At 66.1% G+C, this 17,690-nt stretch carries 19 protein-coding genes; 14 read left to right on the top strand and 5 right to left on the bottom strand.

The features are described from left to right. Nucleotides 1–7: 7 nt before the first annotated feature. The 3 genes from BJEO58_RS12400 to BJEO58_RS12390 are packed head-to-tail and all read right to left on the bottom strand — an operon-like array spanning nucleotide 8 to nucleotide 1,243. Nucleotides 8–637, bottom strand: coding sequence for a mismatch-specific DNA-glycosylase (locus tag BJEO58_RS12400; RefSeq protein ID WP_246076044.1), 630 nt, complete (start codon nucleotides 635–637; stop codon nucleotides 8–10). A gap of 52 nt (nucleotides 638–689) precedes the next feature. Further along, nucleotides 690–1,019: a hypothetical protein gene (locus BJEO58_RS12395; RefSeq protein ID WP_101589788.1), complete on the bottom strand. Its 330-nt coding sequence runs from the start codon at nucleotides 1,017–1,019 to the stop codon at nucleotides 690–692. Between the two features lie 38 nt (nucleotides 1,020–1,057). After that, a complete protein-coding gene (locus BJEO58_RS12390; RefSeq protein WP_101589787.1) occupies nucleotides 1,058–1,243 on the bottom strand; it encodes a hypothetical protein in 186 nt (61 codons plus the stop codon). 57 nt (nucleotides 1,244–1,300) lie between these two features. Between BJEO58_RS12390 and BJEO58_RS12385 the strand changes: the two genes are divergently transcribed. The 14 genes from BJEO58_RS12385 to BJEO58_RS12320 all read left to right on the top strand — a co-directional run bounded on the left by BJEO58_RS12385 (nucleotide 1,301) and on the right by BJEO58_RS12320 (nucleotide 14,084). Next, on the top strand, nucleotides 1,301–2,074 hold the full coding sequence (locus BJEO58_RS12385; RefSeq protein WP_101589786.1) for a class I SAM-dependent methyltransferase: 774 nt from the start codon (nucleotides 1,301–1,303) through the stop codon (nucleotides 2,072–2,074). Nucleotides 2,075–2,155: 81 nt separating this feature from the next. Continuing rightward, nucleotides 2,156–2,833 carry an SDR family oxidoreductase gene (locus BJEO58_RS12380; protein ID WP_101589785.1) on the top strand — a complete coding sequence of 226 codons (678 nt, stop codon included), beginning with the start codon at nucleotides 2,156–2,158 and terminating at the stop codon, nucleotides 2,831–2,833. Nucleotides 2,834–2,878: 45 nt separating this feature from the next. Next, nucleotides 2,879–3,676, top strand: a complete 798-nt coding sequence (locus tag BJEO58_RS12375) for an alpha/beta fold hydrolase (RefSeq protein ID WP_101589784.1) — start codon at nucleotides 2,879–2,881, stop codon at nucleotides 3,674–3,676. Continuing rightward, complete coding sequence (locus tag BJEO58_RS12370; protein WP_101589783.1) at nucleotides 3,673–4,299, top strand: hypothetical protein; 627 nt, start codon at nucleotides 3,673–3,675, stop codon at nucleotides 4,297–4,299. The genes BJEO58_RS12375 and BJEO58_RS12370 overlap by 4 nt, the downstream gene beginning before the upstream one ends. Nucleotides 4,300–4,446: 147 nt before the next feature. Continuing rightward, nucleotides 4,447–5,847, top strand: coding sequence for a TrkH family potassium uptake protein (locus tag BJEO58_RS12365; protein WP_101589782.1), 1,401 nt, complete (start codon nucleotides 4,447–4,449; stop codon nucleotides 5,845–5,847). Between the two features lie 56 nt (nucleotides 5,848–5,903). Next, nucleotides 5,904–6,569 (top strand): potassium channel family protein, encoded by a 666-nt coding sequence (locus BJEO58_RS12360; RefSeq protein ID WP_257904217.1) that lies wholly within the window; start codon nucleotides 5,904–5,906, stop codon nucleotides 6,567–6,569. A gap of 199 nt (nucleotides 6,570–6,768) precedes the next feature. After that, complete coding sequence (locus tag BJEO58_RS12355; protein WP_101589780.1) at nucleotides 6,769–7,092, top strand: hypothetical protein; 324 nt, start codon at nucleotides 6,769–6,771, stop codon at nucleotides 7,090–7,092. A 9-nt stretch (nucleotides 7,093–7,101) separates the two neighbouring features. After that, nucleotides 7,102–8,127, top strand: a complete 1,026-nt coding sequence (locus tag BJEO58_RS12350; protein ID WP_308297869.1) for a choice-of-anchor G family protein — start codon at nucleotides 7,102–7,104, stop codon at nucleotides 8,125–8,127. 132 nt (nucleotides 8,128–8,259) lie between these two features. Further along, nucleotides 8,260–9,039, top strand: a complete 780-nt coding sequence (locus BJEO58_RS12345) for a DUF5819 family protein (protein WP_246076043.1) — start codon at nucleotides 8,260–8,262, stop codon at nucleotides 9,037–9,039. Further along, on the top strand, nucleotides 9,036–10,199 hold the full coding sequence (locus tag BJEO58_RS12340) for an HTTM domain-containing protein (protein ID WP_246076042.1): 1,164 nt from the start codon (nucleotides 9,036–9,038) through the stop codon (nucleotides 10,197–10,199). The genes BJEO58_RS12345 and BJEO58_RS12340 overlap by 4 nt, the downstream gene beginning before the upstream one ends. Before the next feature lie 78 nt (nucleotides 10,200–10,277). Continuing rightward, a complete protein-coding gene (locus BJEO58_RS12335) occupies nucleotides 10,278–11,201 on the top strand; it encodes a sulfurtransferase (protein ID WP_246076041.1) in 924 nt (307 codons plus the stop codon). Beyond that, a complete protein-coding gene (locus tag BJEO58_RS12330; protein WP_101589777.1) occupies nucleotides 11,198–11,668 on the top strand; it encodes a SufE family protein in 471 nt (156 codons plus the stop codon). Before BJEO58_RS12335 ends, BJEO58_RS12330 begins: the two co-directional genes overlap by 4 nt. Further along, complete coding sequence (locus BJEO58_RS12325; protein ID WP_246076040.1) at nucleotides 11,665–12,447, top strand: aminoacyl-tRNA hydrolase; 783 nt, start codon at nucleotides 11,665–11,667, stop codon at nucleotides 12,445–12,447. The genes BJEO58_RS12330 and BJEO58_RS12325 overlap by 4 nt, the downstream gene beginning before the upstream one ends. A gap of 50 nt (nucleotides 12,448–12,497) precedes the next feature. After that, complete coding sequence (locus tag BJEO58_RS12320) at nucleotides 12,498–14,084, top strand: hypothetical protein (RefSeq protein ID WP_219617112.1); 1,587 nt, start codon at nucleotides 12,498–12,500, stop codon at nucleotides 14,082–14,084. A gap of 25 nt (nucleotides 14,085–14,109) precedes the next feature. Here BJEO58_RS12320 and wecC read toward each other — a convergent pair whose 3' ends face one another. Continuing rightward, the gene (gene wecC / locus BJEO58_RS12315) at nucleotides 14,110–15,366 is read right to left on the bottom strand and encodes a UDP-N-acetyl-D-mannosamine dehydrogenase (RefSeq protein WP_101589775.1); all 1,257 of its coding nucleotides are present in this window, start codon (nucleotides 15,364–15,366) and stop codon (nucleotides 14,110–14,112) included. 48 nt (nucleotides 15,367–15,414) lie between these two features. Further along, nucleotides 15,415–17,292 carry a glycosyltransferase family protein gene (locus BJEO58_RS12310; protein ID WP_101589774.1) on the bottom strand — a complete coding sequence of 626 codons (1,878 nt, stop codon included), beginning with the start codon at nucleotides 17,290–17,292 and terminating at the stop codon, nucleotides 15,415–15,417. Nucleotides 17,293–17,690 lie beyond the last annotated feature (398 nt).

Genomic DNA, 17,690 nt, shown 5'->3' with positions numbered 1-17,690 from the left:
GAGCGCTTCAGGGTCCCGCGTTCTCCCACACCGCACGCCACTTCGCAGCGAGGGTGTCGATGTTCTCATGCGCGTTGAGTCCGCTGGGCTGGGGGACGACCCACAGGGGGACGCCGTCCGGCCAGCCGGGCACGTCGTCCGGGTCCTGCGGGCCCAGAACCGCCTTCGGCAGCGTGAACGCCGTGCGGAATGCGGTGATGCCGGCGACCGCGACGGCGCCGGGCCGCAGGATCTCCGCACGCTCGACCAGCCGGCGGCCGGCCTCGCGCAGCTCCGTCCGGCTGAGCTGATCCGCGCGCACGGTGGGGCGTCCCGTGAGGTTGGTGATGCCGATGCCGCGTGACAGCAGATGCTGCTCGTCGTCGTCAGTCAGGCCAAGCGAGGCATCGATCTGGTGGTCGGTGAGACCGGCGCGGTGCAGCGACGGCCAGAAGCGGTTGCCCGGACGGGCGAACGGCGCGTTCACCGCAGCCGTCCAGAGGCCCGGGTTCACGCCGACGATGAGGAGTCGCAGCCGTTCTGCCGGATCGTGGGGGAGGACGTCATCGACCCCGTCCGGAGCAGCGGTGTCCACCTGTGCGAGGTCGTCCTTCGTGGGCTTCCGGCCGCGGAGCGGCGAGGGGCGTCGTGGAGTCACGCCCACACCGTAGCGAACAGGTGTCCTTGCATAGAGAAGGAGCAGTGATCCTCTACTCCACGTAGTCCTGGGCAACCCAGTACAGGCTGCGCCCGTCGTACTGCCACGCATCAGCCGCGGAGAAGGCCCCCGGTTCGCCGACGGCCCGCTCGAAGATCTCATTGCGGAGCTTCGTGGGTGACCACTGCCTCTGGGGGTCCTCGTCCGCTGCCCAGACCAGGGGTTTAGACGGGTGGCTCCGCCACTGGACGTCGAGCCGTCGGGGGTCTGCGTCGAGCCAGGCGAACACCTGCTCCGCTATGTCGGGCCGCACGCGTGATTCGAGGTTCAACGTGATGCGGGCAGAATCGGGAATTGCGCCGGCCTCGTGAATGAGAGCCACAGATCTGGCTCGTCGGCGGTTGGCTGAGAGCTGCTCTTTCACCTCTGCTGTTCGCTCGCTCGGGCCTGGTCGCAGACGCCGAGCCGGTCCCTGGCACGTGCATCATCGGACTCCCACTGGGAGAACTGTGTGGTGATGATCTTCAGGGATGGGTCGAGCACCTCTGGATGCTCGACTATCCAGCCCTTCAGATGATGGGGCTCGGACCAGCGTTCCAGTGTCATCGAGGTCTCTTCGAGCTTCGTCGCCGTCTGCGGCTGCTTCGCGATTAGTGTGGGGGAATGAGCACCGATGCCAAGCACAACCACGACCACGCGCCACAGGCCGATACACCCCAGGACCCCGCCGCGTTCTGGGAATCCCACTACGGCGACGAACAGGTGTGGTCCGGCAACGTGAACGCGGCACTCGCCGACGCAGTCGAGCACATCATCCCCGGCAGCGTCCTGGACCTGGGCTGCGGTGAGGGTGCTGACGTCCTCTGGCTCGCACAGCGCGGGTGGCGGGCCGTCGGGGTCGACATCTCGCAGGCAGCGATCGTTCGGGCGCGCGCAGCCGCCGAGGCCGCAGACCTGGGCGAAGACCGTGCCGCCTTCGTCCGTGCGGACCTCACCACACTCGCCGACCGCGATCGGAACGCATCGCTCACGGGTCCCTTCGACCTGGTGACCGCGAGCTTCTTCCAGTCCCCGGTCGCGCTCGACCGGCAGCAGGTCCTCCGCGCAGCAGCGGACCTCGTCGTGGCCGGCGGCCACCTGCTGATCACCTCGCACGCGGCACCGCCGCCCTGGACCGCGGAGCACACAGAGCACGCCGGTGACACCACCGACCACCACACCACCGACCACCACGCTGATCACCACTCCGGCCCCGCAGAGTTCCCCTCGCCCGAGGACGAACTGAGCGCGCTCGCACTCGATCCCCACGAGTGGGAGACCCTCACGGCAGGGATCCGCACGCGTGACGTCCAGGCGCCGGATGGTGCGCACGCCCACCTCGACGATTCCGTCGTCCTGGTCCGGCGCAGAGGAATACCCGCCGCTGACGTGCGTTGACGCAGGAGGACGCCCGGCACCTCACTCCAGACGAGGAGGCGACCGGGACTCGGCAGCACCCCTGACGAAGGAGGCAGCGACATGGCTGACAAGAAGGCCGTCATCATCGGAGCGCACGGCAAGATCGCGCTGTTGGCCGCACCCCGCCTGGTCGACGCGGGATACGACGTCGACGGACTCATCCGCGATTCCGGGCAGTCGGACGAGATCACGGCTGCGGGGGCGAGGCCCGTCGTCCTCGATATCGAGGACGCGGGCGTCGACGAGCTCGCGCAGGCCTTCGACGGAGCAGACGCCGTCGTGTTCTCCGCGGGTGCCGGTGGAGGAAACCCCGCGCGCACGGAGGCAGTGGACCATAAGGCTGCGGTGCGCGCCATGGATGCTGCGCAGAAGGCAGGCGTGTCGCGATTCGTCATGGTCTCCTTCTCCAGCGCGCTCGTGGCAGTGGACACGGTCGATCCGGAGAATCCCTTCTTCGCCTATGCCAAGGCGAAGCACGATGCGGACGAATACCTGCGCTCGACGAAGCTGGACTACACGATCCTGGGGCCCGGCAAGCTCACGCTCGAGCCAGCCTCGGAGAAGATCGTCGTGGCGGACAAGGACGGGCGGGTCGACGGTCTGGATGCCGAGGCCGCGGTCACCAGCCGCGACAACGTCGCCGTCGTCATCGCCCACGTGCTGGAGAAGGATGCAGGAATGCGTCAGACAGTGAACTTCTTCGACGGTGACACCCCGATCGCGCAGGCGATCAGCTGACGGTCGCCGACTGACCGCCGGCATGCAGTGTGCGACAGTGATGATGTGAGCACACAGAACAGCGACGCACTGGCGACGAAGACCGTGGGGGAGGGGCCGGACCGGGCCGTCTTCCTCCACGGTCTCTTCGGTCGCGGCAGGAACTTCACGACCGCGGCGAAGGCCATCGGGGAGACCCACACGAGCACACTCGTGGACCTGCCGAATCACGGCGAATCCCCCTGGACGGAGGACTTCTCCTACGTCGACATGGCAGATGCCGTCGCGGACTCCCTGCGATCCGGCGCCGCAGCGGACGGACCGGTCGACCTCATCGGTCATTCCATGGGTGGGAAGACGGCGATGGTGCTGGCGCTTCGCCACCCCGACCTCATCGACCGACTGGTGATCGTCGACATCTCGCCGGTCGGCTCCGACAACGGCGGCGAGTTCGAGCACCTGCTCGGATCACTGGCGGCGCTGGACCTGGGCGCGCTCGCATCGCGCACGGATGCGGACGAGGCGCTGCAGGACCCGATCCCCAGCAGGGGCACGCGCGGCTTCCTCCTGCAGAACCTGCGGTCCACCGACAGCGGATACTCCTGGCAGCCGAACCTGGACCTGCTGTACGAATCCCTGCCGACGATCGGCGGCTTCCCGGACATGAGCGGCCGGGAGTTCACGGGATCGACCCTGTGGGTGGGCGGCTCGGAGTCCGGATACATCACGGAGGCGGCTGAGCCCGTCATGCGGGAGCTGTTCCCGAAGGTCCGCCAGATCACGGTGAAGGGCGCCGGCCACTGGGTGCATTCGGAGAAGCCCGAAGAATTCGCGGCGATCCTCCGGTCATTCCTGAATCGGTGAACGGCCACACCGCTCCGCAGCCTCCGCAGCCGCAGTCTGGGCGCCCGCTGCCGCGATGGGCGCAGAAGCGGGCGGCGAAGCTCGCCGAGGTCTGGGGTCCCTCCCGGATCCTGCTCGCCTACCCGCGCACGCGCCTTCTGCTCCTGGTCCCGGCCGTGGCGACGGCTATCGCCGGAGGTTTCTTCCTCGGGTTTCCCCTCGTGCTCATCGCAGCGGGGGAGTCACGGGCCACCGTCGCTGTGGGGATCGGCCTCCTCGCGCTCTTCGCGGCGGTGTATGCGGCCGTGGCGCTGCTGGTCATCGGCGCTGTGCGCACCAGCATCCTGGTGACGGATCGTGGGATCGAGCTGCGGCAGTTCCTCCGGACGACCCGCCACGTTCGCTGGGACGAGCTCAACCGCGTGGAAGTCCAGCAGTCCGGGTACCGCACCGGCGCGAGCGTCCTCGTGCTCACCACGGGGGAGCGGATCGTGTGCCTGGCGACCGATCCGCGCAGGGCCGTGTACAACGGCTATGGGATCCGCAGCTTCCAGGGCCCCGGTGGAAGAGTCTTCTCACCGATCACGGCTGAGCTCATCGACTGCCACAGAGCGTGGCAGAGGGGCTCCCTTCCCCGCGCGTGACACCCCCACGGAGGGTCCGCCCTCCGTATGCAGGCACGAACGCGGAAAGGGGAGTAGCATCCAGCGAGTCCCGCGGGTGTGCTCCGTGGCGTCCCGGGGCAGCACGGACGGTTCGGAACAGGCACGGACGGGTCGGAAGAGGAACAGATGAGCTCGGATATCCGCAGCGATGCGGTGAATGCCCTGCGTGATCGCGCCGTGCGGCTGCGCAATCGGGCACGGTACTCCGTGGGTCACAGGCCTGCGCGAGCCGCTGCGGTCGCCTTCGCCGCCGCGACGCTCGTCTTCACCGCCCTCCTCATGATGCCGTCCGCAGCGGCGGACGGTACCGCCACACCTCTGGAGGACGCGTGGTTCACGGCAGTCTCAGCGGTCACGGTGACCGGGCTGACGACGGTCGACACCGCGGAGCACTGGTCGATGTTCGGTCACGTGGTCATCCTCGCCGCGATCCAGACGGGGGCGCTGGGTGTGGTCACGATTGCTCTGCTGCTGGCGATGACGGTCACCCGGCGGCTGGGGATCTCCGGTCGCGTCTTCGCGAAGGAGAGCATCGGGGCTGACGACATGGGCAGCGTGGGGCGGCTGCTCCGGGTCGTCGTGGTGACGACGCTGCTGTTCGAGGTGTGCCTCGCGGCGTTCCTCGTGCCCGCATTCATCAGTGTCGAGGAGTCCGTCGTGTGGGGCTCCTGGTACGGGATCTTCTATGCGGTGTCCGCGTTCGGCAATGCCGGGTTCACCGTCCACTCCGGTGGGCTCGCCATGTTCGAGGACAACCCGTTCGTCCTCGCCCCGATCGCGATCGGGGTGTTCGTCGGGAGCTTCGGGTTCCCCGTCTTCCTCAACCTGATCCGAGCGCGGTGGACGCGGCACAAGTGGACGCTGCACACCAAGCTCACCCTCATCACGACCACGGTGCTGCTGGTCGCGGGTGCGATCGCGTGGGCCGCCTTCGAATGGGCCAATCCGGACACCGTGGCCGGCGAACCATGGTGGCGGAAGCTGGGGGTCGCGGTCTTCTCCTCCGCGATGATGCGTTCGGGCGGCTTCGCGGTCGTCGACCCGGAGGCGTCGACGACGACCACGATGCTGCTCAGCGATGCCCTCATGTTCGTCGGCGGCGGGTCCGGATCGACCGCCGGCGGCATCAAGGTCACCACCCTCGCCGTGCTCTTCCTGGCGATCGTTGCCGAAGCGAGGGGCACGCGGAACACGAATGCCCTGGGCCGCAGGCTCCCCGACGGGACGCTTCGGCTGGCCATCAGCGTCGTGTTCCTGGGAGCCACGCTCGTGTTCGTCGCATCGGCTCTGCTGACGATCGTCAGCGATGCGGCACTCGACCGGATCCTGTTCGAGGTGATCTCCGCCTTCGCGACCTGCGGGCTGTCCGTCGGGATCTCTGCGGAGGTCGACGCGTTCGGCAAGTACGTCCTGTCGGCCCTCATGCTCACGGGACGCGTCGGACCGATCGTCCTCGCATCAGCGCTCGCTGTGCGTCAGCGCCGCGAACTGTATGAATACCCTCCAGAACGCCTCATCATCGGATAGTCCACGTCACGTAGGAAGCAGGGACCATGTCACCACGTCGCTCTCATCCCGGCCGGATGCATCGGATCGCGGAAGCCGATTCCGTCGCCGTGATCGGCCTCGGCAGATTCGGTTCATCTCTCGCGCTGGAATTGATGGAGACCGGCACGGAGGTGCTCGGCGTCGATCTCGACGATTCGATCGTGCAGGACATGAACGGTCGTCTCACCCAGGCTGTGCGTGCCGACACCACGAAGCGCGAAGTCGTGAAGGAGCTGGGGCTGGGCGAGTTCGACCGAGTGGTGGTGGCGATCGGTTCCGACATCAAGGTCTCGATCCTCACTGCCTCCCTGCTGCTCCAGCTCAAGGTGCCGGTCGTCTGGGCCAAAGCGGATGACGAGCAGCACGCCATCATCCTGGATCAGCTGGGCGTCCACCGGGTGCTCTCGCCGGAGCGCGACATGGGGCGGAGAGTCGCCCACCTGGTGCGCGGGGCGGCGGCCGACTACGTCGAGATCGAGCCCGGCTACGCCATGGTGAAGACCGCCGCGCCGGCAGCGCTCGACGGGATCACGCTCAGCGAAGCAGGAGTCCGCACCACGCATCAGGTGACGATCGCGGCCTTCCGGTCCCCGCAGGGCAAGTGGCGCACCGCGGAGACCAGCACGGTTCTGCACGTCGGAGACACCCTGCTGGTCGTCGGCCCGACGGCCCGCGTCGAAGCCTTCGCGCAGCTGCGGTGAGGCCCTGTCGAGCCATTCTTTGTTACTGACAGGTACCAACGTCTCGCCATTTAACATCCATCGCGAAATGTTCGGCGGAGGCTTTTCGGAAATCGGCATGTGAGTGTTCGCCCTAGAACTGTTGAACTTCTTCCCGGGGAACATCAATCCGAAAGGATGCCGAATTGAGACGTAATCTCCCGCGGTTCGCCCGCGCTAGATGGAGAGGCGCCGTCGCAGCCGGAACAGCTATCGAACTGCTCGCAGCCCCTGTGACGGTTGCCAACGCCGCCCCGAGGACCAGTCGGAAGCGCTCGGACTGGTCCTTGACACGGATCTGCTCACTGCGGATCTGGCTGACCTCAACACCGCGCACACCGGCTTCCCCAGTGAAATCGGTCCGGGATCCACCCCTCTGAACCTCGAACTGCTCAACGCTCTCGAGGTCGACCTGGGTGACGGAATCATGCTTCCGTTGATCAAGGCGGGCCCGGACGCTGCTGGTCTGCTCGAGCTGGGTGAGCTCGGTGCGCTGAACTCGTAAGCTGAATCGCTGAACATGACGTCGTCGACCGCCAGCGCTGGTGCTGTCGGTGAGGACGGGGTTCTTGACCTCGATCCGAACAGCCCCGGCGCATACGGTCCCGCCACAGTCGACCTGACGAACCTCTTCGATCAGCTCGACCTGGACGGTGTGACGGACGAAGTTCTCGATGAGGCATCGCTAGAACTGGGTACGACCGCATCCACCGCCACGAAGGACGCCGGAGAGATCAGCTCCGAGTATCTGCTCGCAGGTGCGGACGCGGCGGCAGCGGCTTCGGTCGATGCGGACGGCGCGGCAGCAGCGGAAGCTGCTGCTGAGGCTGACGCTTCGACGAACGCTTCGGCCGATGTCGACGAGAACGCCTCGGCTTCCGCTGCGGCTTCGGCTGACGCGGATTCCGATGCCAACGCTTCTGCTCAGGCAGCGGCAGAGGTTGCGGCGAACGCAGATGCTGACACGGCCGCTTCGGCTGAGGCTGACGCGGATGCTTCGGCAGCGGCAGAGTCCGCTGCTGAGACGGATGCTTCCACGGCCTCGGCTGACGTGAGTACGGATGCGAACGCAGCAGCTTCGGCCTCGGCTGAAGCTACAGCGACCAGCGATTCGGCTACCGACACGAACGCGGACACCACTGCAGCGGCGACCGCCGACGCAGCGGCTGCCTCGACCGTGGCGGCGAACGCTGACGCATCCAGCGATGCGACCTCCTCGGCAGCAGCTGACGCGGACGCCACGGCTGACGCCACGGCGGATGCTGATGCGACTGCCGATGCGGAAGCCGACGCCAACGCGTCGCCGCAGGCTGATGCTGACGCGCAGGGTGATGACTCGGCGAACGCTTCGGCGAGCGCCAGCGCATCGGCCGACGCGAACGCGGGTGCCGGAAGCTCGGTGAACGCACAGGGTGACGCAGACGGAGACGACCTTCCCCGGACCGGTACCGACAGCATGGGCCCGATCCTCGCGATCGCGGCACTGGCACTGCTTGTCGGTGGCGGAATCCTGATGGTGGTTCGCCGCCGGAAGGCGTGAGTCACACCGTATAGTCAGAGCCGGCTCCTCGCCTCCGGGTGAGGGGCCGGCTCTGGCGTCGGCACAGGGACGGGGTGCTGCACTGACCGCAGCGCCCCGCCACTGCGTCAGCTATCGAAAGAAGTCTTGAACGTGAGCAACAGCGCAGAGACCGAAGCGCCGGTCCGCACGAAGCGACCCCTCTGGATCCGGATCTGCATGGTCATCGCCCTGGTGATGACCGCATGGCACGTGGCCGCCTCCTTCCTCTGGATCGCACCTGCAGGACCCGCACGCGACGCGGTCCCCGGTGATGCGCTGCGCAGCTACATGCTCCCCCTGTACGGGCAGAGCTGGAGCGTGTTCGCCCCGGCTCCCGTCAACGGCGACCACCGCCTGGACGTCCGCGCCGTCGTCGTCGAGAACGGCACGGAGACGGTCACGGATTGGGTGCGCGCCACAGACGTGGAGATCTCCCTGTCGCGACACAACCTCGTCCCGCCCCGGGCCGCGAACCTGGCGCTCAACGTCACGTCCGCGCACAAGCGCGCTTTCGAGGACCTCAATACCGACCACGAAGTCGTGGCCGAGCTCAACTACTTCCAAGATGACTGGCAGCCCAGCCTGGAGGAGAACCTCAAGTCCTACGATGGCGAGGAAGTCGTCGACGCCTACCTCGAAGCAGAGGAGGAGCTGACCGCCTACGCCACTCAGGTGGCCTACGCCGTCTGGGGTGAGAACGTCGCCCGGGTGCAGTTCCAGACGACGCGACAGAACGTCATCCCATTCGCGGAGCGCAACGAGCCCGATGCTCAGAAGCCGCCCCTCCAGGTGGTCAACACCGGCTGGCGCGGCCTCATCGAGCGCGACGGACAGTCGCGCGAACAGTTCGCGAACTACTTCTGCTCCGCACCGGAGGATGTCTGCTCATGAACCCGAAGAGCACCACGCGGAACAAGCCTGCGCAGAAGACCACAGCCGCCACTCAGACGGCGAAGACCGCCCAGAAGGCCCAAGCCGCGCCCCCGGGCATGCGCATCCTCCGCACCGCACGCGGGCTCCTGTCCCAGCTCTGGCACGGAGTCGTGAAGGTCATCGCGGACCTCTACTTCTTCTCCGAGAACTGGCTGCTGGAGGCGAAGCATGCCCAGTACGGCCTCGCCGTGACCCGCATCGTCGTCGGCTTCGTGGGCATCGGCCTGCTGCTGACGAACTTCAACGCGCGCCTCTACACCTTCGGCGAAGGCTCCGCGTGGAACGGTGAGCTGGCGGAATCCGTCAGCGACTTCCCGAGCATCTGGCTCTTCAGCCTCTTCCACAACGTCGCGGACAATCCCGCGCTCTTCACCCTCCTCTACATCCTCCTGGGGATCCTGGCCGTCATCATCATGCTGGGGTGGCGCACGCGGATCATGCTGCCGATCTACCTGGTCGGCTGGGTCAGCTTCATCGAGGTCAACGACGGCGCCGGCGATCAGGGCGACAACGCCTACCGCATCTTCCTCATCGCCCTGCTCTTCGCGGACAACTCGATGCGGCTGTCACTGGACGCCCGACGCCGGGCCCGGCCCATCGAGGTCGCGCAGCCCTGGTGGCGGCGCAAGCTGGCGGGGGAGAGGCTGCTGCCCGCGGAGCTGACGAACCTCGCACACAACATCGTGCTCATCGTCCTGACGTTCCAGGTGTCGGCGATCTACGTCTCCGGCGCGCTGTACAAGGCCGGCGGCACTCCGTGGTCGGAGGGCTGGGCCGTCTACGACCCGCTGCACGTCGCACAGTTCAGCACGTGGCCGGAGCTGGCCGACCTGCTGACCGTCTGGGGACCGGGCGTCGCGGCGATCAGCTGGGGCTCGATCATCCTGCAGATGGCCTTCCCCTTCATGCTGCTGCGCCGCGGCACCCGTGTCGTCGCACTGTTTGGCATCCTCAGCTTCCACATCGGCATCGGGGTCCTCATGGGCCTGCCCTGGTTCTCGCTGACGATGATCGCCGTCGACGCGATCTTCATCCGGGATGAGACGTGGAAGAAGCTCGGCAGCGCCTTCACCCGGACGTGGGCGAGCACGCGGACTGGGGCGCGAACTGGGGAATAGGCGCCCGCCTCCGTATGGTTGTCCCGGAAGGCATCGCACATGCTGCCCACCACACAGCCCAACCCCTACGGAGGCACCGTGACTGATTCCACCGCACCCCGCGTTCCCGCGGACACCTCGGATCCGAAGTTCGCGGCCTACGCGCGTCCGGACCGCATCGTGAGCACGCAGTGGGTGGCCGACAACCTCGAGACCCCGGGCGTCGTCATCGTCGAGAGCGACGAAGACGTCCTCCTGTACGAGTCCGGCCACATCCCCGGTGCGGTGAAGATCGACTGGCACACGGAGCTCAACGACCCCGTCACCCGTGACTACGTCGACGGCGAGGGGTTCGCGCAGCTGATGTCCGCCAAGGGCATCTCCCGTGACGACACGCTGATCGTCTACGGCGACAAGTCCAACTGGTGGGCCGCCTACGCGATGTGGGTCTTCACCCTCTTTGGCCATGACGACGTGCGCCTCATGGACGGCGGCCGCCAGAAGTGGGAGGCAGAGGGCCGCGAGTACACCCGCGAGAAGCCCCAACCCATTCCCACCGAATACCCGGTCGTCGACCGCGACGACTCCCAGATCCGCGCCTTCCTGCCGGAGGTCCGCGACGCGATCGGCGATATCCCGCTCATCGACGTGCGCAGCCCGGAGGAGTACACGGGGGAGCGCACCCACATGCCCGCCTACCCGGAAGAGGGCGCCCTGCGCGGCGGCCACATCCCCACCGCGAAGTCCGTCCCGTGGGCCAAAGCCGCGAACGACGACGGCACCTTCCGCTCCGCCGATGAACTGCAGAAGCTCTACCTCGACGACCTGGGCCTCCAGGCCGACGGCGACATCATCGCCTACTGCCGGATCGGTGAGCGCTCCTCGCACACCTGGTTCGTGCTCGAGCACTTGCTGGGCTTCGACAGCGTGAAGAACTACGACGGCTCCTGGACGGAGTGGGGCAACGTCGTGCGCGTGCCGATCGTCACCGGTGCAGAGGCGGGGGAGGCTCCCCGCGCATGACCGACCAGACGAACGCACCGCTGCCCGGCGGCCTCCAGGAGATCGCCGATGACTTCGCGGCCGCGGCGCAGAACGAACTGCTGGAGATCCTCCTCGAGTTCAGCGACGAGCTGCCCGCACTGCCCGACCGTTACGCAGACCACCCGGAGCTGCTGGAGTCGGTGCCGGAATGTCAGTCGCCGATCTTCGTCATCGCCGAGGTCGAACCGGCGGACGACCCGAAGGACGGAACGGTGAGCCTGTTCTTCTCTGCACCTCCGGAGTCTCCGACCACACGCGGCTTCGCCGGCATCCTCCAAGAGGGGCTGGATGGCCGCACGGTCGGTGAGGTCCTTGCTGTCCCCGCGGACTTCCCGCTGCGACTGTCGCTCACGAAGGCGGTGAGCCCTCTGCGGCTCAACGGCATGTCGGGGATGCTCACGCGCATCCAGCGACAAGTCGTGGAGAAGTCCGGGCAGCAGGCGTGAGCGAGGCCGATGCGGAGTCCGGCACTGCCGACTCCGCAGGCCCCGACGTCTCCCGCATGAGGAGGCATGAGAGCGATCACGACATCCCGTGGGCCCTGCCGATGGTGGTCCGCAGATCCAAGACGCACATCGCCCGTCACGTAGACGTGTTGGAGGCCGCCGCCGAGGCCGTCGTCACCTTCCTCGACGACCCCCGCTGCCAGCCCGGTGGTGAGTGGCACGACGCCGTCGAGTACTGGCGACACGGCGCTATCCGCAAGGTCGTGCGCCGGGGTGACGGGAAGCAGTTCGAGGACGCCGCAGCGCTGGGATCCGTGCGCGTGCAGCGGAGGAGTGCCTTCGACTTCGGTCCGGTGGACGTCCTCGTGCTGCCGCCCGGCCCGATGCAGCCGCTGCCCCGCGAGCTGAAGAAGCTGCAGGTAGGCGGAACTGAGTTCCCCCTGGGTGTGAGCGAGTCCGACGATGGTGCGTACGACCCCTCCACGACGTCGAGTGCGACGACGGAGGCCGTCGTCGTCATCGAGCTGCTACCGGCGGCGACTCTCACGACGGGCAAGGCGGCAGCGCAGGTCGGCCACGCGGCACAGCTCGCGTACGAGCAGATGCCGGACCAGGCCCGCGCGGCCTGGCGGGATACAGGCTTCCGCGTCCGTGTGGAGTTCGCCACCGAAACCTCCTGGGCGAGTGCACCGCCCGCCCCGGTGCGTGTAGTCGACGCGGGCTTCACCGAGGTCGACGGCCCCACGGAGACCGCGCGCGCACGGTGGTCCCACCCCTAGACGTCCGAGCCTCGCAGGACTGCCAATAGACTGGGCCGGTGAGGACCCGAGTGAGAAGAGTAAGTGCGCTGGCCTCGGCCGGAGTGTTCCTGCTCGCGGGCTGCAGCCTGGGAGTCGACGAAGAGCGGGGGACCCGCACGACGGAGCCTCCGGAACCCCCCTCAGCTCCTGGGCTTACCCTTCGCGACGATGCCGAAGAGTTCGTGCAGGACCTGGGCGAGCATGCCTCATTGGGCGACCCTGTGGAGCTGACTGTCTCGATGGACAAGGTCGGTGGGAGTGTTCGGCCGGAGAACATCGGCATCTCTCTGGAAGCAACCGACCTGGCTGATCCGCGTCTCGATCCGGAAGCATCGACGCTGGACGAACGTCTCAATGAGCTGGGTGCTCCTGCGCTGCGCTTCGGAGGGAACCGACTGGATAGGAACCTGTTCTGGACGTCATCGGGCGAGTCACCTGACGACTCCGACGACGTAGTCGTCCAGCCGGAGGATCTGGAGCGGCTGCGGAAGCTGACGGATGCGACGGACGCGAAGGTGACTCTGGGGCTTCCACTCGGAGACTTCGACCCGGAGCGGGGCGCGGACATGGCCGCACATGCGCAGCAGTCCCTCGGTGATGCTCTGGTCGCCGTCTCGATCGGCAACGAGCCGAACGGCTTTACCGTGGAGGGAGAGCCGAACCACCGCGTCCGCGACGACTCCTGGGACGTCGATGCTTATGTGCAGCAGGTGGAGGAGTACGCCGCGGCGGTCGCGGATGCGGCGCCCGGCCTGCCCATCGCTGGGCCCGGAGCGTTCGACGCCGAGTGGATGCGTGGGTTCGCAGGATCGGATATAGCCGACAAGGCGGCGGTGAGTCAGCACTGGTACGCGCTCTACGACTGCGAGTCGACAGAGGTGCCGGGTCGAGGCCCGCAGGCGGAGAACTTCGTCCACCCGGAGGTGCACGAATCTGCGGCGAGGATCCTCGGCATCGGGCTGGGGGTAGCCGATGAAGCGGGCCTGCCACTATGGGTCGAGGAAACCGGTCCGACCAGCTGCCCTGGCACCAACGACACCTCGCGGACACAGTCGAAAGCACTGTGGACCATCGATTACACCCTGCATGCGGCTCAGCTGGGCGTGCAGCGGATGGCGATGCACTCCATGCTGGGCGACTGTCTGGGTGGGGCACCGATGTCTGTCATCTGCACAGCTGAAGATGGTCCGGCGGCGATCGTGGGGCAGAACAACCACGCTGCGCTGCGCCTGGCATCGATGAGTGCGAACGGTGAGTTCATTTCCATCGAAGGTGCTCGCAGCGATGTGCGGACCTACGCTGTCCACAATGAGGCCGCAGATCAGATCGTCGTCACGGTGCTCAGCACGGCTGATGCGGCGGACATCGACGCCACGCCAATGAGCGTCGATGTACCGGACGGTTACGCCGCGATCGCGGCCTCGCAGGTCTCCGCGGAGAACCTCACTGAACCGATGGTGTCGAACTATCTGGAGCCGCTTCCGTTGCCAGCGAACCTTCCGTACTCCGGCGAGCTGGAGGACACAGCTGACCTCCAGCTCGACGTGGATGCGAGCTCTGCGACCGTCTTCGTGTTCGAACGGAGCGCACCGGCGACACCGACCACGTCAGATTGAGCTGTGTCGTGAGCGACCGCGGTTCTCAGATGCTTCGCCACGCACCGCGTGTGTCGAAGATCTGGGCGCTCGTCAGCGCGGAAGGGTCAGCGTTCTTGAAGATCGTGTGATCGACGAGCAGCAGGACGAGGTCAGCTGCCGACATCGCTGCTTCGAACTCCGTGAGCACGACGTTGCCGTGTGCCGTAAGAGACGACGGAAGTTCGTCGATGTGCGGCTCGACGGCCATGATCTCTCCCTCGGGCAGCCGCCGGGCGAGTTCATCGGCGATGTGCATTGCAGGGCTCTCGCGCAGGTCGTCGATGTCGGGCTTGAAGGCCAGTCCCAGGACTGCGATGCGTGGCTGCTTGAACCGTTGCGCACGCGGAACGACCTGATTGAGGACGTACTCCGGCTTCTCGTCGTTGATCTCGCGTGCGTTGCGGATCATTCGCGATTCCTCTGGCGCCGACGAGACGATGAACCAGGGGTCGACCGCGATGCAGTGGCCGCCCACTCCGGGGCCCGGCTGCAGGATATTCACCCTCGGGTGGTGATTGGACAGCTCGATGAGCTCCCACACGTCGACTTCCACGCGGTCGGCGATCAGTGAGAGCTCGTTCGCGAACGCGATGTTGACGTCCCGGAACGCGTTCTCTGTCAGCTTCGCCATCTCCGCCGTGCGCGCGTCGGTGAGGAGCATCTCGCCCTCGCAGAACAGCTGATAGAGGTCTCTTGCTCGTTCGCCCGCGTCACCGTTGACGGAACCGATGATCCGATCGTTCGTGCGCATCTCAATCATGATGCGGCCCGGCAGGACCCGCTCGGGGCAGTGCGCGAAGTAGACGGTATTCGGCAGGTCAGGTTCGAGTGTGAGATCAGGTCGTGCATCCATTACTGTCTGCGCGACGAGCTCAGTCGCTCCCGGGGGTGATGTCGATTCGAGGATGACGAGTTCTCCACCGGTGAGCGTCGACGCAATGCTGCGGGTCGCAGCTTCGATGTAGGAAAGGTTTGGGACCTTGTCCCCCTTGAACGGTGTCGGAACTGCAATGATGTACGCGTCCGCCTTCGGGACTTCAAGGGAGGCTGTCAGAGTGCCTTGTGAAACGGTGCCCGCCAGCACGGTACCTAAGTCAGGCTCCACGAAAGGGAGCTCGCCAGCGTTCACCGCATCGACCGTGCTCTGCTTTACATCGACTCCCGTGACCTGCACGCCGACGCTAGCGAGAATGGCAGCAGTTGGCAGTCCGATGTAACCGAGGCCGATGACGGCCACGGAAGGCGTGTGGGGTGATGTCATAGTGAGGTCCTTTCTACAGGCATGTGTAATGCGCGTCATTCGCTTGGTTCAGAAGAAGTGATGCTCCGGGGCGAGGCCGAAGCCATGCACGACACTGTTAGCGAGCAGTTCAGACTGCTCGACGGTCCACGTATGTGCGCCGTCGTCCTTACGAACTTGGACGAAATTGAAACGGTCGGCCGAATACACCGCGCCACCCGAGTCGATCAACTCTCGTTGAAAGGTGGTGTCTTCTCCCCGGGTGATCGGACGGAACCGGATGTCAGTGAATGCTTCACGGCGTCCCACCATCGTCGGCCCCATCACCAGTTTTGTGAACTTGTGTTCTCGCTCAGGAAAGCGAAGGAGCACAGCACCAGTGTCTTCGAGGTGCATGTAGTGGGCCTGCTTACCTACGAGGTCCGCTGCAGAATAGTGCAAGGCATGGATCTGATCGAGTAGGTAGTGCTCGCCGTAGTAGTCGTCGTCGTCGAATTTGGCGATCACGTCACCGTCTGCACTCTCGATCGCGAGGTTCAGACACTCGCCCAGACTGAGGGAGGACGGCGCGGCACGGAGGATCACATCGTCCAATCCCATGCTGGCAGCACGTGACCGCACGTCGTCTTCGACGAGTTCGAACCCGTGAGTGAGGAGGGACAGCTGCACAACGACCCCGGTCTGCTTCGCGACGGACTGCAGCACGTGATCGACCTGGTGAGGGCGATTCGTGGAGACGATGACCGTGGCCGTGGAGACGGTGGGGTCGTCATAGGGGATGCTCAGCACGTCCATGATCTGCATGGCCCGGTGCGAGTACGTGTGCTCGCCCCAGATGCGTCGCTGGGCCAGGTGCACGGACCGATCGCGGAGCTCGGGGCTGCGCATCAGCGCGCGGACTGTGTGTGCAGCTTCCGTCCGTCCAGCAGGTTGGAAGACTTCATCGACAGGGAAGAACCGTCGGGTGGCCGCGCTGGGGGCACTGACGACGGGTGTGCCGCTCGCAGTGACCTCGAAGATCCTGCGAGCGCACATGCTGGGGGAGTCCACGACGGAGTTCACATTGAGGAACAGTGCGAAGTCCTTGTACGCGTTCGGCATCCGGTCGTAGGGCAGCGAGCCGATCACGTGGGCGGCGAGTTCACCGGGGAACTGGTACTTATCGTCTCCGCCGTGTTGGCGGGAGAAGATTGTGAAGCGCTCCTGGGCCTTGTGCGCGGCATCGGCCGCTCCGCCCAGGAGCCAGTCCATCTGTTCGCGGCGCTCGGGATACTTGTGCGCGAAGTACATCCCCGCGAATGCCGCGCCTTCTTCACGGCGTGGACCGGCAGGCCGCACCGGGTTGTGGATCGCGGGCTGGGCCGCGAATGACAACGGGCCCACCCGATCGTGTCCCAGCTGCGTCCGATAGTCGTCGATGAGCCGACTGTCACTGGTGAAGACGTGGTCGCACAGGGAGGCTGCCTCGAGGAAGTCCTCGAAGTGCGGCGGGTCCTCCTTGTTCCAGAACACGGTGGGGATGCCCAGTTCGCGGCATGTCGCGAGCAGCTCACGTGCATCGGCTTTGAGCCCGCTCTCACCTGTGAGCTGGTACTGCCACTGGCCGCCGTTGCCGTTCCATGCCGATTCGATGAAGACGAAATCCAGGCTCTGGAGCTCTTCGCGCCAGCCCTTCCGTGACAGCGGCACGGTGTCCCATTCGTACGCGAAGGCAAGTGCGGAGAAATCATCGAGGATGACTCCCACCCGCACCGATGCGAATGCGGGGGCCCGGTGAGTCTCTCCAATCGGGTGATAGCGCTCCAGCAGTGATCCAGCTTCGGAGATCCTGGGGTTCCGGGAGTCCGTTCCCTGCCGCTGCTGCCATCGGCGGAACTGGTTGAGGCCGCCCTTGCGCAGATGCCAGGCTCCGGTGCGTGCGGTCCGGACGAGCCGGCGAAACTTCAAGGACCATCTCCGTTCGTGGGCGACGTGAGTACGCGTGCAGTGGTGTGTCACCGCACGCGTAGAGTGTCACGACGGCTCAATTCCAATAGTGAGAACACTTTAACTGGCTCTTCAGAGTTGAGTGTGGGCGCGCCGATGGGGCGAGGGTGCTGGGGATAGACGTCGAGGTCCCTGATGATGAGCGGACTCTAACCCCCGCGCACACCAAGGACCTCGACTATGCCCCATCCTACGTGCCCCTGCGCTGCTGCCCTGGATCGTTGCAGCAGGTGTGATGTCCTCCTCGGTCTGCCCGACCTGCACCTCGTTGACGCTCACGTCACGGACACCGCCGTTCTCCTCGACGTCGAGGCCTGCGACCCGCTCACCGGCTGTCCCGGATGCGGCGTCATCGCCAC

This window comes from Brevibacterium jeotgali (assembly GCF_900169175.1).
GTDB classification, from domain to species: Bacteria; Actinomycetota; Actinomycetes; order Actinomycetales; family Brevibacteriaceae; genus Brevibacterium; species Brevibacterium jeotgali.
The sequence above is the reverse complement of the archived record's forward strand: the minus strand, read 5'-3'. Positions and strand labels throughout refer to the sequence as shown.

Bases quoted from the DNA above. Each gene is read 5' to 3' on its own strand.
- BJEO58_RS12385 (WP_101589786.1), top strand. From the start codon at position 1,301: ATGAGCACCGATGCCAAGCACAACCACGACCACGCGCCACAGGCCGAT.
- BJEO58_RS12355 (WP_101589780.1), top strand. From the start codon at position 6,769: ATGGAGAGGCGCCGTCGCAGCCGGAACAGCTATCGAACTGCTCGCAGC.
- BJEO58_RS12340 (WP_246076042.1), top strand. From the start codon at position 9,036: ATGAACCCGAAGAGCACCACGCGGAACAAGCCTGCGCAGAAGACCACA.
- BJEO58_RS12330 (WP_101589777.1), top strand. From the start codon at position 11,198: ATGACCGACCAGACGAACGCACCGCTGCCCGGCGGCCTCCAGGAGATC.
- BJEO58_RS12390 (WP_101589787.1), bottom strand. From the start codon at position 1,243: ATGACACTGGAACGCTGGTCCGAGCCCCATCATCTGAAGGGCTGGATA.
- wecC (WP_101589775.1), bottom strand. From the start codon at position 15,366: ATGACATCACCCCACACGCCTTCCGTGGCCGTCATCGGCCTCGGTTAC.
- BJEO58_RS12380 (WP_101589785.1), top strand. From the start codon at position 2,156: ATGGCTGACAAGAAGGCCGTCATCATCGGAGCGCACGGCAAGATCGCG.
- BJEO58_RS12365 (WP_101589782.1), top strand. From the start codon at position 4,447: ATGAGCTCGGATATCCGCAGCGATGCGGTGAATGCCCTGCGTGATCGC.
- BJEO58_RS12360 (WP_257904217.1), top strand. From the start codon at position 5,904: ATGCATCGGATCGCGGAAGCCGATTCCGTCGCCGTGATCGGCCTCGGC.